Origin of the sequence: Salinibacterium xinjiangense (genome assembly GCF_014645015.1) — a bacterium.
In the GTDB taxonomy this organism is placed as follows: domain Bacteria; phylum Actinomycetota; class Actinomycetes; order Actinomycetales; family Microbacteriaceae; genus Rhodoglobus; species Rhodoglobus xinjiangensis.
In genome coordinates this window covers 467,022-479,315 of record NZ_BMLC01000001.1, presented here as the reverse complement: position 1 = coordinate 479,315, position 12,294 = coordinate 467,022, and the positions used below count along the sequence as shown (strand labels likewise).

The following is a 12,294-nucleotide window of genomic DNA, read 5'->3' as shown; positions in this document are numbered from 1 at the left end:
CACCACCCAATCAACTCCAAGGAGACCCCATGCCTGTTGAAGAAACTCTCGTCCTCGTCAAGCCCGACGGCGTGGCCCGCAACCTGACTGGCGAGATCCTGCGCCGAATCGAGGCCAAGGGATACCAGCTCGTCGACATCAAGCTGGTCGAAGCCGACCTCGACCTGCTCGCGGCGCACTACGAAGAGCACCAGGGAAAGCCGTTCTATGAGCCGCTCGTCGAATTCATGATGAGCGGGCCGGTCGTCGCACTGCGCATTGCCGGAAACCGTTCGATCGAAGGATTCCGCGCGCTGGCTGGCACGACAGACCCGACGACCGCGGCAGCGGGGACCATCCGTGGCGACCTCGGTCGAGACTGGGGTCTCAGGGTTCAGCAGAACCTCGTTCACGGCAGCGACTCTCCCGAATCGGCCGCTCGCGAACTCGCTCTCTGGTTCTAGCGAGTCGGGCGCTGCGCGCCCTACAGCGTGGAGAGCACGTCCAGTCGCACTTGCGCAACGATCGTGATGACCAGGTAGGTGGCGACGGTGATCGCCGGAACCCAGGTGAACAGGGTTGAGCCGAGCCGGGTCATCCGGTTGCCGAATATGCCCGCCCGGGCATTGAAAAGCGTCAGCGCCCAGAACATCGGGATCGTCGCAGACCACACGACCATGCACCACGGGCACAGCGTGCTCAGGGCGAAAATGCTTTGAAAAGCCAGCCATAGGCAAAAGGCGAACGCGGCGAGCACTCCGACGTTGAGGCTGATCCAGAACCATCGGGCGAAGCCTGCGCCGGCCAGGAGGGCGACTCCGACAGCCATCGGTGCGACAAATCCTGCGACGCCGAGGAGGGGATTCGGGAAGCCGAGAATGGCACCCTGCCACGAGCCGAGGTTCTTGCCGCACTGCACGATCACGCTCAGGTTGCAGTCGAGGTCGGCCTGCGGATTCACCAACACCTCGAGCTTGTCGAGCACCAGTTTGAATGCCGCGTACCAGCCGATCACTCCCGTGGCGATCAGCACAATCGCAAGCGGGAGCGGGCGTACGGTGGCTGGAGCCTGAGTCATGATCGGATTATTGCACGCACCAAATAGCCTCTTGCTGCGAATGCATGCGATAATCGAGTTCAGTCACCCGAGCCGCGCTCGATGTGGCACCAAATACAGATTTACCGGGCATGAAACCGGGCCAGGAATGCAGTTCAGCGCTATGAATGCGCAGAACCGCCCGAGGCGGATAGCAAGTTCCGTTCAGTAGTGACAAAAGAATTGATCTTGACAAGCGTCTTAGTGACAAAAGAATTGATGCAGCGTGAGCAGCCCTCTTGAGGGCAGGCCCGCAGCATGACCTGAAGAATTGGCAGCAGTCTTCCGCACGAGTGCGGGGACAGCGCACGAGAGAGTACCCGGTGAGCGGCGCGGTCGCCCACCCGGGCTAGGAGTACACCAGCAATGGTGAATACACACGACAACAACGCAGACGGCCCGAAGAAGAGAAGCCGCCTTTTCGGTGGTCGGAAGGCAGCGCGGGATGCCGCGGCTGCCGCCTCGACCGCAGCAGAAGCCCCCGAGACTCCCCAGCCAGAACGCACCCAGGTAGCCGAACCGACGCCGCCTGTCGCGGTGGAGTCCAAAGCACAGGCCGAGAAAGTGCAGGCCGAGAAGCCGGTCGCCGACCAGGCACCGACAGACCAGTCGGCTACAGACCAGTCGGCCGCGCGGCGCACCCAGCCGCGTCGTGCAGTTCAGGTTGAGGCTCAGGCTGCACCGGAGGACACGGTCGAGACTTCGGCTCCCGAAAAGAAGACCAGGGCACGCCCGAGCACATCACTGCTGTTCCAGGCGCCTGATCTTCCTCCGATGCCGGAGCGTGCTCCCGGTCGCGAGAGCAATTCCAGGCCGGAGCGTGAGCCGCGCGAGTCCCATTCGCGTGACCAGAGCCACGACGGGGGAAACTCCCGGGGTGACCAGGTCAATACCGATGCTGACGAGACCGGCAGCGTTCGTCGGCGGTCGCGCCGTCGCCCCGGTGAGGAAGCTCGCCCGGGAGACGAGGCTCCCAACACTGTCGTGCGGGTACGCCAGCCGCGCCCGGAACCCGTGGTCAGCAACGAGCCGACCCGCATCAAGGGCTCGACGAGGCTCGAAGCCAAGAAGCAGCGCCGCCGCGACGGCCGCGATGCCGGTCGTCGCCGTCCTGTCGTTACCGAGAGCGAGTTCCTCGCCCGTCGTGAGAGCGTCGACCGCGTCATGGTGGTGCGTTCGAAGTTCGACCGCATCCAGATCGCCGTGCTCGAAGACAACGTGCTCGTCGAGCATTACGTCGCGAAGGCGGCCGACGCGAGCCTTATAGGAAACGTCTACCTCGGTCGTGTGCAAAACGTTCTGCCGAGCATGGAGGCGGCCTTCGTCGACATCGGGCGCGGGCGTAACGCTGTGCTGTACTCCGGTGAGGTGGACTGGGATGCCGCCGCTCTCGAGTCCGGTGAAGGCAAGACCCAGGCTCGCCGCATAGAGCTCGCGCTCAAGCCTGGCGACCGTGTGCTCGTGCAGGTCACAAAGGATCCCGTGGGCCACAAAGGTGCCCGACTGACCAGCCAGGTCAGCCTGCCGGGCCGATACCTCGTCTACGTTCCCAATGGATCGATGAGTGGCATCAGCCGCAAGCTTCCCGACACCGAGCGTGCACGCCTCAAGAAGATCCTCAAGGAGGTTCTGCCCGAGAACGTCGGCGTGATCGTGCGCACGGCGGCCGAAGGTGCGACCGAAGAGCAGCTCACGCTCGACGTGCAGCGGCTCACGACTCAGTGGGCGGAGATCAGCCGCCTGGTCGAGACCCAGCAGGGTCCAGCGCTGCTGCACTCCGAGCCCGACCTGCTGATCAAGATCGTCCGTGACGTGTTCAACGAGGACTTCCAGAAACTCGTCGTCGATGGTTTGGATGCTAAGGGCACGATCGAGGGATACCTCAACGCCGTGGCCCCTGACCTTTCGGAGCGCGTCGAGAGCTACGACGACACGAACGTCGACTCCTTCGACGCGTTCCGCATCACGGAGCAGATCGAGAAGGCACTCGACCGCAAGGTCTGGCTGCCCTCCGGTGGCTCCCTTGTCATCGACCGCACTGAGGCGATGACTGTCGTCGACGTGAACACCGGCAAGTTCGTCGGCTCCGGCGGCAACCTCGAAGAGACGGTGACCAAGAACAACATCGAGGCCGCCGAGGAGATCGTGCGCCAGCTGAGGCTCCGGGATATCGGTGGCATCATCGTCGTGGACTTCATCGACATGGTGCTCGAGTCCAACCGTGACCTGGTGTTGCGGCGACTCGTAGAGTGCTTGAGTCGTGACCGCACCAAACACCAGGTCGCCGAGGTGACCAGCCTCGGGCTCGTGCAGATGACTCGCAAGAAGCTCGGTCTCGGGCTTCTGGAGACCTTCAGCGAGGCCTGTGAGGTCTGTGCGGGTCGCGGTGTCGTCGTTCATCACGACCCCGTGACCAAGCACCGCCAGCAGCAGCAAACCGCGCAGCCGGCCGCCGACGGCAACAGCCGCCGCGGTCGCAACCGGAGCGGGGGTAACAATGGAAGCGGTTCCGGCAGCGGCAACAACGGGGGCGGTTCCAGCAGTGGAAACGGGAACAGCTCTGGCAACGGCCAGTCGGCTCCCTCGAATACCGTCAAGAACGGCATGGGCAGTGCGGGCACGCACGCCATCACCGAGGATGTTCGCAATGCGCTCGCCAGGGTCGCTGCGAGCACCGTGCCTCACACCACCGAGATCGCTGTGCAGCAGGCTGCAGCTCCGGAGTCGACCCCGGCTTCCGAACAGCCCCGGGTAGAGGAGCAGTCGAAGGTGGAAGAGGCCTCGGTCGCTGCTGCCGAGGCGGCCGTCGCCATTCTCGACATCCCCGTGAAGAAGAACTCGCGGTCACCCCGTAAAATCTCGACACACGACGCCGAGCAGATCCTCGATTCTGTGCTGGATGCCCTTCCCGAGCCCAAGCAGCCAGGTCAGGGTCGTTCGCGGGTCTCGCGGCGCGTTTCATCACCGGTGATCACGACCAAGGGCGCCGGCTCCAACTAGCGACCAGCGTCACAACCGCACAGCGCAACGAGAATCCCCGGTTCAGCACATGAACCGGGGATTGCTCTGTCAGGGCGAGACCGGGTGGCGATTCCGAGGGCTCGGGCGCTCCGATGCACACACCGTCGCGAGCCCGATTTATCGCGGCTGGATGTCGTCGTCCCGAGGGTCACCGGCACACGCGCTCCAGGCGGGGTAGGAGCATCGATGACATCGTGGTGCGGGAGTCGCGCGGGATCATGCCCGCGCGGTTCATCGGGTCGCTCGTGGCCGCCGGAAGGTGCTGGTTTCGCGCGCTGTGTTTGGCACCCGCGAGGAGCTCGTCGCTCTCGCTCTGGTCTTCGGCGCCCAGCTGCGAAGCCACGAGGGCTTTGCGATGACAGGGAGCCAGCCTCAGGCGAGGGTGAGGAACAGCTTCTCGAGCTCGTCAGGGGTGACCGATTCACTGCTGGGGTCGGCGAGGCAGTTGCGCATGGCGGACGAGACGATCGTGAAGCCAGCGCGGTCCAGCGCTTTGGAGACGGCCGCGAGCTGGGTGACGACATCGCGGCAGTCTTCACCGCGTTCGACTGCCGCGATGACGGCCGCGAGCTGGCCCTGCGCGCGCCGCAGCCGATTGACGATCTTTCGTTGCTGGGCGGCCCGATCGCCCTCGACGTGGGTGCGCCGTGTGCCTGTCGTGGTGTCGGTCATCGGGCTCGTCCTGTCGTTGTCGTTCCAGCCACCCAGGTGAGATAGCCGCCGTCCAGATTGGTCACGAGGTGCCCTGCCTGGGTGAGGATGCGCGTTGCCGTGTTCCCGCGCTGGCCGACCTGGCAATGCACGATCACCGACCCCGCGGGTATCTCTGAGGCCCGATCCCGGATCTCATCCAGCGGGATGTTGAGCGCTCCCGGGATCCGCCCGCGCTCAAACTCGGCGGCCGTACGCACATCCAGGATGGTCGCTCCGGCCTCGGCGAGGGCATCCACCTCGTGCCACTGCACCGTCGGCACCAACCCGGAGGCGGTGTTCTCGGCTACGTAACCGGCGATGTTCACGGGATCTTTGGCCGAGGCATACTGCGGCGCGTATGCAAGCTCCAGGTTCTTGAGTTTCGACGCGGTGATGCCGGCGCTGATGGCCACAGCGAGCACGTCGATGCGCTTGTCGACGCCGTCACGACCGACGACCTGCGCGCCCAGGATCAGGTCAGTCGCCGGGTCGACGAGCAGCTTGATCGCGAGGATGGATCCGCCGGGATAGTAGGTGGCATGGGAGGCGGGATGCACGTGGATGATGCGGTGCGCTCGGCCACTGGCGCGAAGCCGTGTCTCGTTCCAGCCGGTGGAGGCCGCGGTGACCCCGAATACCCCGATGATGGACGTGCCGAGCGAGGGCACCGCGTCGTCCGGTGTGCCTGCGATCACATCGGCGACGGCGCGACCGTGGCGATTCGCGAGCCCCGCCAGCGCAACGAGGGTCGCCGTGCCCGAGACGAGGTCGGTCTTCTCGGCCACATCACCGACGGCGTAGATGAATGGATTGCTGGTGCGGTGTCGGGGGTCGACCCAGATGCCACCGGTGTCTCCGATGCGCAAGCCTGCCGCGGCCGCGATGCTCGCGTTCGGGGCGATACCGGTGGAGTCGATGACCAACTGGGCCCGGATCGTGCTGCCATCGCTCAGGGTCACCACGTCACCGTCGATCCGACGCACCTGCGTTCCCGTGCGAATCGTGACCCCATGCTCCACCAGTTCGGCGGCGAGGGGCGCGACCATCTCGGGATCGAGCAGCGGGAACAGCTGGGCTCCACGCTGGATGATCGTGGTGGCGAATCCACGATGCCGGATGTTCTCTGCAGCCTCAAGTCCGATGAATCCGCCGCCGACGATCACCACCGACTCGGTGCCCGGCTCGTCCAGGATGGCGTGGATGCGATCCATGTCATCGATCGTGCGCAGCGTGAGGGTGCGTGGTGAGGCCAGCGCAACAGGCAGGTTCGCAGTTGCACCGGCGGCGATGATGAGTGCGTCGTAGCTGTGGGTGCTGTCGGTGCCAGCAGCGTGGTCGTGCACCGTCACCGCCTTTGTGGCTGGATCGATGGCTGTGACCTCGTGGTGGAGCTTCACGTCGATCTGGAACCGATTGCCGAATGATTCAGGGGAATGGGAGATGAGCGTGTCGCGGTCGGTGATGACATCGCCCAGATAGTAGGGGAGTCCACAGTTCGCGAATGAGACGTACGGGCCGGCTTCGAACACCACGATTTCGGCGTCCTCGTCCAGGCGTCGAAGCCTCGTCGCTGCGGCCATGCCGCCCGCAACCCCACCCATAATCAGTATTTTCATAAAATCCTCCAAAAGCTCACTATACCCCTGGGGGTATAGTGAGCAGTTCACCAACCAACTGGAGGAGACCTGATGTGCAGGGCTGTCACATGCAAAAAATGCGGCAAGACGACTTGGGCGGGCTGTGGCGAGCATGTCGACCAGGTGATGCGGGGAGTGCCCAGCGCCGATCGCTGCCGGGGCCACGAGGGCGAAAAGTCGACCGCCCGGCCGAGCCTGTTGTCGCGCATCTTCAACCGGAGTTGAGCGCTACCGGTCACGCTGGGGCACCCTGAGGCCACTGGCCTCGAGCCGGCGAATGAATTCGCGGATGCTGACCGGCTCAGCTCCGAGAGCCACGAGCTTCGCCCACATCCGTGCGGGCACGTCGTAGTGATCCAGGTCGAAGGCCCGGTCCGGGAGCCCGGCGGATGCCGCGAATTCATGAAGCTCCGCCAGTGACGTGTCGCTGACGATATGGGCCCAGACCGTGTCGTGCGCTGGCCAGATCGGCTGGTCGATCAACACGGTCATCCAAAAATACTAGGCGTTAGCATGGTGGCCATGACGGTCACCATGAAGCAACTTGTCCGCAGGCACGGGGCGTTCGTCTCGGGGATCACCGGAATCGCCATCGTCGTGGTTCTCGTTGCCCAGGAAATGGTTCAAACGGCGACTTCTTTCCTGTCAGCAGCCGGACAGGATCTGCCGAACGTGTTCATCCTGTCGATCGGCTTCGCGCTCCTGCGGGCAATCCCGTTCGGGATCGGTTTCTTCCTCAGCCTCTGGCTCGTCGCACCGATCGCGGAAGAGCTCAGGGTTCCACACGTCATCACCCGTGCGATCCTCGCTACCGGCATCGGATCGACCGTGACCTTCATCGTCATCGCGGTGCTTGCCGTCATTGCCTCATTTTCATCGGATGCATCGATCTTCGGCTCTTCCTTCCCGTTCCCGCGGTTCGACGGCAGCGGCGCGGGCCAGGGGGTGCTCAGCGCGCTCGTGGGTGCGATCAACGTGTTTTTGATGCGCTTGCCCCTGGGGGTGCTGGCCGGCCTCCTGTTGTGGATCTGGCGCAAAGATCACCCACCGAAGCGCCCTCTCGAGGGCATCATCGACCTGTAGACTTGAGGCACGCTCCTCGGGGCGTATTGGGTTTGACCGCTCCGACACTGTCGGGTACTGTTGACCCTTGGTGTCTGCTGGGCCGAGCCCGCTCTGAACACCAACAGCTTCCAACAGGTTTGATTCATTGCATTGATTCGTTCGAGCGTTCCGGATTTCCGGTCTAGTCGACAAAAATAGGTAGGGAAACCAAGTGGTTTACGCAGTTGTGCGCGCCGGTGGGCGCCAGGAAAAGGTTGAGGTCGGCACGATCGTCGTCCTCGACCGCATCAAGGGTGACGAGAACGGCAACGTCGAGCTCGTACCCGTGCTGCTTGTCGATGGTGAGAAGATCACGCACGGCGCGAAGGACCTGGCTAAGGTCAAGGTCGTGGCCGAGGTGCTGAACGACCTTCGTGGCCCGAAGATCGTCATCCAGAAATTCAAGAACAAGACCGGATACAAGAAGCGCCAGGGCCACCGCCAGGAGCAGACCCGTATCAAGATCACCAGCATCAATCTTTAATAGGCGCTAGGGAGTTTTCAGCAGATGGCACACAAAAAGGGCGCAAGCTCCACTCGTAACGGTCGCGACTCGAACGCACAGCGCCTCGGCGTGAAGCGCTTCGGCGGCCAAGTCGTCGGCGCCGGCGAGATCATCGTCCGCCAGCGCGGCACACACTTCCACCCGGGCGCCAACGTCGGCCGCGGTGGAGACGACACGCTGTTCGCCCTCGCCGCCGGTGCGGTCGAGTTCGGCGCGAAGGGTGGCCGCAAGGTCATCAACATCGTTCCCTCCTGAGTCACCTTCCGATTCTTCGAATCGGTCGGACTGCTCAGCAGGGGCCCAAGCATGTAAGTGATGGCGGGCTTCGGCTCGCCATCACTCGTTAACAAGAGAACGGAGAGTGCCATGGCGTCATTCGTCGACCAAGTCACACTCCACCTTCGCGCGGGGCATGGCGGCAACGGCTGTGTTTCGGTCAAGCGCGAGAAGTTCAAGCCACTGGCGGGGCCCGACGGCGGAAACGGCGGCGACGGCGGCAACATCGTGCTCGTGAGCGACTCCGGCACGACGACGCTACTGGGCTTTCACCGCGCGCCGCACCGCCGGTCAGACCACGGCCAGCCCGGCCAGGGTGACCACAAGAGCGGAACATCCGGCGAAGAGATGATCCTGCAGGTTCCCGTCGGCACGGTCGTCAAAGATGCCGAGGGCAACCAGCTTCTCGATATGGATGCTCCCGGTCTGCGCCTCATCGTCGCCCAGGGCGGGCAGGGCGGCCTCGGTAATGCCGCTCTCGCCACCACGAAGCGCAAAGCGCCGGGATTCGCCCTTCTCGGCACCCCCGGCTTCGAGGGCGACGTCTTCCTCGAACTGAAGACCGTGGCGGATGTCGCACTCGTCGGTTACCCGTCAGCGGGCAAGTCGAGCCTGGTTGCCGCCATGAGCGCCGCCAAGCCGAAGATCGCCGACTACCCCTTCACCACCCTCCACCCGAACCTCGGAGTCGTCGAATCCGGCGAGACCCGCTACACGATCGCGGATGTTCCCGGCCTCATCGAGGGAGCCAGCGAAGGGAAGGGCCTGGGGCTCGAATTCCTGCGCCACGTCGAGCGCTGCACGGCGCTGCTGCACGTGCTCGACTGCGCCACTCTCGAACCCGGCCGTGACCCAATCAGCGACCTCGACATCATCCTCGCCGAGCTCGCCGCATATCCGGTGCCCGAGGGCCAGCTGCCGCTGCTCGAGCGCGAGCAGCTGATCGCGCTGAACAAGATCGATGTGCCGGAGGGCCGCGAACTCGCCGACTTCGTGACAGCAGAGCTCGAGGGTCGCGGATACCGGGTTTTCGAAGTCTCGGCCGTGTCGCGTGCCGGCCTGCGCGAGCTTTCGTTCGCCCTGGCCGCCCTGGTCGAGGCCGATCGCACCGCGAGGGTGCTCGAGCCTGCGAAGCAGCGGATCGTCATCCGCCCCCGCGCGGTCAACGAGAAAGACTTCGTCGTCAAGGTCGAGGGCGGCACGTTCGGAAACGTCTACCGGGTCATCGGTGCCAAACCCGAACGCTGGGTGGCGCAGACCGACTTCACGAACGAGGAGGCCGTGGGCTTCCTCGCAGATCGGCTCGCGAAGCTCGGGGTCGAAGACGACTTGTTCAAGGCCGGAGCTGTGCCCGGTTCGACGGTCATGATCGGTGCCGGGGGTGGCGTCGTGTTCGACTGGGAGCCGACCCTGTCGTCGACTGCAGAGCTGATCACGAGCCCGCGCGGAACAGACTCCAGGCTTGACGACAACCAGCGGGACACCAACCGCAAGCGTCGCCAGACCTACCTCGAGCGAATGGATGCCAAGACCGCCGCTCGCGCAGAGCTCCAGGCCGAACGCACCGCCGGAATCTGGGTCGACGACGAAGGATTCGCCATCGACAAGTCAGACCGCGGTGCCAAGCGCACCGATGCCGACGACGACGGTTCCACGGTGTTCAGTGACTAGAGCCGTTCGGTCCCGAGCCGACCTGTCCACGGCGCGACGCATCGTCGTCAAGGTGGGTTCATCGTCGGTCAGTGGGCCGAACGTGGGCCAGATCGCGCCACTGGTCGATGCGCTGGCCGCCGCGCATGCACGCGGTTGTGAGGTGATCCTGGTGTCGTCCGGGGCCATTGCCACGGGCATCCCGTTCCTGAAACTGGATGGCAGGCCCACCGACCTGGCGACGCAGCAGGCTGCCGCCGCCGTCGGCCAGAACGTGCTGATCTATCGCTACCAGGAGAGCCTGTCGCGATACTCGATCGTCGCCGGGCAGATCCTGCTCACGGCCGGAGACATGGAGAACGCGACGCACCGCAGCAACGCACAGCGCGCCATGGAGCGACTTCTCGGCCTGCGCATCCTTCCCATCGTCAACGAGAACGACACGGTCGCGACCCACGAGATCCGCTTCGGTGACAACGACAGGCTCGCGGCCCTCGTGTCGATCCTGGTCAAAGCCGATGTGCTCGTTCTTCTCAGCGATATCGATGCACTGTATACCCGCCCGCCCGGCGAGCCAGGCGCGCTCAAGATCGACCACGTGGAGTTTGCCGACGACCTGTCCCGGGTCACCTTCGGTGACATCGGTTCGGCCGGAGTGGGCACCGGGGGAGCAGGGACGAAGGTCGCCGCGGCGAAGCTGGCCGCGGCATCCGGGATCCCTGTGCTGCTCGCCGCCACCGGAAGTGTTTCCGAAGCCCTCGAGGGCGCCGATCTCGGCACCTGGTTCGCGGCTGCTCTGCCGCAGTAGTAAGGATCACGTGCCGGCTGCGCAGCTAAACTGCAGCCATGGTTGACACCCTCATACTGACCCTCACCGACAAGCTGGCAGCCGCGCGCGAAGCGGCAAGGGTGCTGGCAACGGCGACGACCGCGCAGAAAAACCAAGCGCTGCGGTCGATCGCGGACGCGGTCGTGAACAATGCACCCCGGATCCTTGCGGCGAACCAACAGGACCTGGCACGCGGCCGCGAGTCCGGCATGGCCGCCGGGCTGCAGGACCGCCTGCGACTCGACGAAGAGAGGCTCGCATCACTGTCTGCCGCGGTACTGGAGATCGTCGCGCTTCCTGATCCCATCGGTGATGTCGTGCGCGGGTCTTCGCTCGAGAACGGATTGAAACTCACGCAGGTGCGCGTGCCGTTCGGAGTGGTCGGGGCGATCTACGAGGCACGACCGAACGTGACCATCGACATCGCCGCACTCACGCTGAAAAGCGGCAATGCCGTAGTCCTGAGGGGCGGATCGGCAGCCGAAAACACGAACATGGTGCTCGTCGAGGTGATCCGGTCGGCGCTGGATGCGGCCGGAATGCCAGCGGGTGCCGTCCAGACCATTGACGAGTTCGGCCGTGAGGGTGCGCAACAGCTGATGCGGGCACGGGGTTTCGTCGACGTACTGATTCCACGCGGAAGCGCCGATCTCATCAACACGGTGGTGGCAGAATCGACGGTTCCGGTGATCGAGACCGGTGCTGGAGTGGTGCACGTATACCTCGACGAGTCGGCCGACCTCGAGCAGGCCGTCGAGATCGTCCACAATTCGAAGGTGCAGCGGCCGAGTGTCTGTAACGCGCTCGAGACCCTGCTGGTTCACGAGAGCGCCGCCGCGAGGCTCCTGCCGCCCGTACTGGCCCGGTTACGGGAATCCGGAGTGACCATCCACGCAGACCAGCGCACCCTGGCCGTATTCAGCGATGCGATTCCTGCAACCGATGACGATTGGGCGACCGAGTACATGAGCCTTGATCTCGCCGTGCGGGTAGTGGATGATCTCGACGAAGCCCTCGAACACATCCGTCAGTACTCCACCCACCACACCGAGTCGATCGTGACCAATGACATTGCGCGGGCGGAGCGGTTTCTCGCCGAGGTCGACTCCGCCGTGGTGATGGTGAATGCTTCGACCCGGTTCACTGACGGTGGGGAGTTCGGCTTCGGCGCCGAAGTGGGCATCTCCACCCAGAAACTCCACGCGCGTGGCCCGATGGGCCTGTCGGAACTGACCAGCACGAAGTGGGTCGTGCGCGGCTCCGGCCAGGTTCGCGGCTAGTATTTAAGAGCAACCCCGAATGGAGAAACATGTCGCTGCTCGTCACCCTCGCTGCCAGCACCGAGGAACTCGCACCACTGCTTATGCCACCACTGGCGTTCGCCGGAATCGCGGCGGCCATCTTCATTGCCTTGGGCTTCGTCGTGTTCAGCTTTCGCGACGTCGCCAACCGGCAGGGGCAGGGCGCTGGGAAGTCCAGTGATACCCACGGCTCTGGTCACTAG

At 64.4% G+C, this 12,294-nt stretch carries 15 protein-coding genes; 10 read left to right on the top strand and 5 right to left on the bottom strand.

Features of this window, described 5'->3' with window-relative positions; all coding sequences use genetic code 11:
- Positions 1 to 29 precede the first annotated feature (29 nt).
- Entirely contained in the window at positions 30 to 443 is a 414-nt protein-coding gene (gene ndk / locus IEW81_RS02280; protein WP_097060689.1) for a nucleoside-diphosphate kinase, read from the top strand.
- A gap of 20 nt (positions 444 to 463) precedes the next feature.
- Here ndk and IEW81_RS02275 read toward each other — a convergent pair whose 3' ends face one another.
- Positions 464 to 1,057: a vitamin K epoxide reductase family protein gene (locus tag IEW81_RS02275; protein ID WP_097060690.1), complete on the bottom strand. Its 594-nt coding sequence runs from the start codon at positions 1,055 to 1,057 to the stop codon at positions 464 to 466.
- A 384-nt stretch (positions 1,058 to 1,441) separates the two neighbouring features.
- Between IEW81_RS02275 and IEW81_RS02270 the strand changes: the two genes are divergently transcribed.
- Positions 1,442 to 4,075: an Rne/Rng family ribonuclease gene (locus IEW81_RS02270; protein ID WP_097060691.1), complete on the top strand. Its 2,634-nt coding sequence runs from the start codon at positions 1,442 to 1,444 to the stop codon at positions 4,073 to 4,075.
- A gap of 169 nt (positions 4,076 to 4,244) precedes the next feature.
- On the opposite strand, the gene IEW81_RS02265 is transcribed toward IEW81_RS02270, so the two are convergent.
- From IEW81_RS02265 to IEW81_RS02255, 3 genes are read right to left on the bottom strand one after another with little or no spacing between them, the layout of a single operon-like run.
- Positions 4,245 to 4,439, bottom strand: a complete 195-nt coding sequence (locus IEW81_RS02265; RefSeq protein ID WP_097060692.1) for a hypothetical protein — start codon at positions 4,437 to 4,439, stop codon at positions 4,245 to 4,247.
- A 29-nt stretch (positions 4,440 to 4,468) separates the two neighbouring features.
- On the bottom strand, positions 4,469 to 4,768 hold the full coding sequence (locus IEW81_RS02260) for a metal-sensitive transcriptional regulator (RefSeq protein ID WP_097060693.1): 300 nt from the start codon (positions 4,766 to 4,768) through the stop codon (positions 4,469 to 4,471).
- Positions 4,765 to 6,405 (bottom strand): FAD-dependent oxidoreductase, encoded by a 1,641-nt coding sequence (locus tag IEW81_RS02255; protein WP_097060694.1) that lies wholly within the window; start codon positions 6,403 to 6,405, stop codon positions 4,765 to 4,767. The genes IEW81_RS02260 and IEW81_RS02255 overlap by 4 nt, the downstream gene beginning before the upstream one ends.
- A gap of 72 nt (positions 6,406 to 6,477) precedes the next feature.
- Here IEW81_RS02255 and IEW81_RS14815 point away from each other — a divergent pair, with 72 nt between their 5' ends.
- Positions 6,478 to 6,651, top strand: a complete 174-nt coding sequence (locus tag IEW81_RS14815; RefSeq protein ID WP_097060695.1) for a DUF8730 family Cys-rich protein — start codon at positions 6,478 to 6,480, stop codon at positions 6,649 to 6,651.
- A gap of 3 nt (positions 6,652 to 6,654) precedes the next feature.
- Here IEW81_RS14815 and IEW81_RS02250 read toward each other — a convergent pair whose 3' ends face one another.
- Complete coding sequence (locus IEW81_RS02250; RefSeq protein WP_097060696.1) at positions 6,655 to 6,918, bottom strand: DUF4031 domain-containing protein; 264 nt, start codon at positions 6,916 to 6,918, stop codon at positions 6,655 to 6,657.
- A 30-nt stretch (positions 6,919 to 6,948) separates the two neighbouring features.
- Here IEW81_RS02250 and IEW81_RS02245 point away from each other — a divergent pair, with 30 nt between their 5' ends.
- The 7 genes from IEW81_RS02245 to IEW81_RS02215 all read left to right on the top strand — a co-directional run bounded on the left by IEW81_RS02245 (position 6,949) and on the right by IEW81_RS02215 (position 12,294).
- Positions 6,949 to 7,509 (top strand): hypothetical protein, encoded by a 561-nt coding sequence (locus IEW81_RS02245; RefSeq protein ID WP_143544662.1) that lies wholly within the window; start codon positions 6,949 to 6,951, stop codon positions 7,507 to 7,509.
- 193 nt (positions 7,510 to 7,702) lie between these two features.
- Positions 7,703 to 8,014 carry a 50S ribosomal protein L21 gene (gene rplU, locus IEW81_RS02240; RefSeq protein ID WP_097060698.1) on the top strand — a complete coding sequence of 104 codons (312 nt, stop codon included), beginning with the start codon at positions 7,703 to 7,705 and terminating at the stop codon, positions 8,012 to 8,014.
- A gap of 24 nt (positions 8,015 to 8,038) precedes the next feature.
- Complete coding sequence (gene rpmA / locus IEW81_RS02235) at positions 8,039 to 8,290, top strand: 50S ribosomal protein L27 (protein WP_097060699.1); 252 nt, start codon at positions 8,039 to 8,041, stop codon at positions 8,288 to 8,290.
- Positions 8,291 to 8,401: 111 nt separating this feature from the next.
- Positions 8,402 to 9,982, top strand: coding sequence for a GTPase ObgE (gene obgE, locus IEW81_RS02230; protein ID WP_097060700.1), 1,581 nt, complete (start codon positions 8,402 to 8,404; stop codon positions 9,980 to 9,982).
- A complete protein-coding gene (gene proB / locus IEW81_RS02225) occupies positions 9,975 to 10,769 on the top strand; it encodes a glutamate 5-kinase (protein ID WP_229671197.1) in 795 nt (264 codons plus the stop codon). Before obgE ends, proB begins: the two co-directional genes overlap by 8 nt.
- A gap of 38 nt (positions 10,770 to 10,807) precedes the next feature.
- Positions 10,808 to 12,070, top strand: coding sequence for a glutamate-5-semialdehyde dehydrogenase (locus IEW81_RS02220; protein ID WP_097060702.1), 1,263 nt, complete (start codon positions 10,808 to 10,810; stop codon positions 12,068 to 12,070).
- Between the two features lie 29 nt (positions 12,071 to 12,099).
- A complete protein-coding gene (locus IEW81_RS02215) occupies positions 12,100 to 12,294 on the top strand; it encodes a hypothetical protein (protein WP_097060703.1) in 195 nt (64 codons plus the stop codon).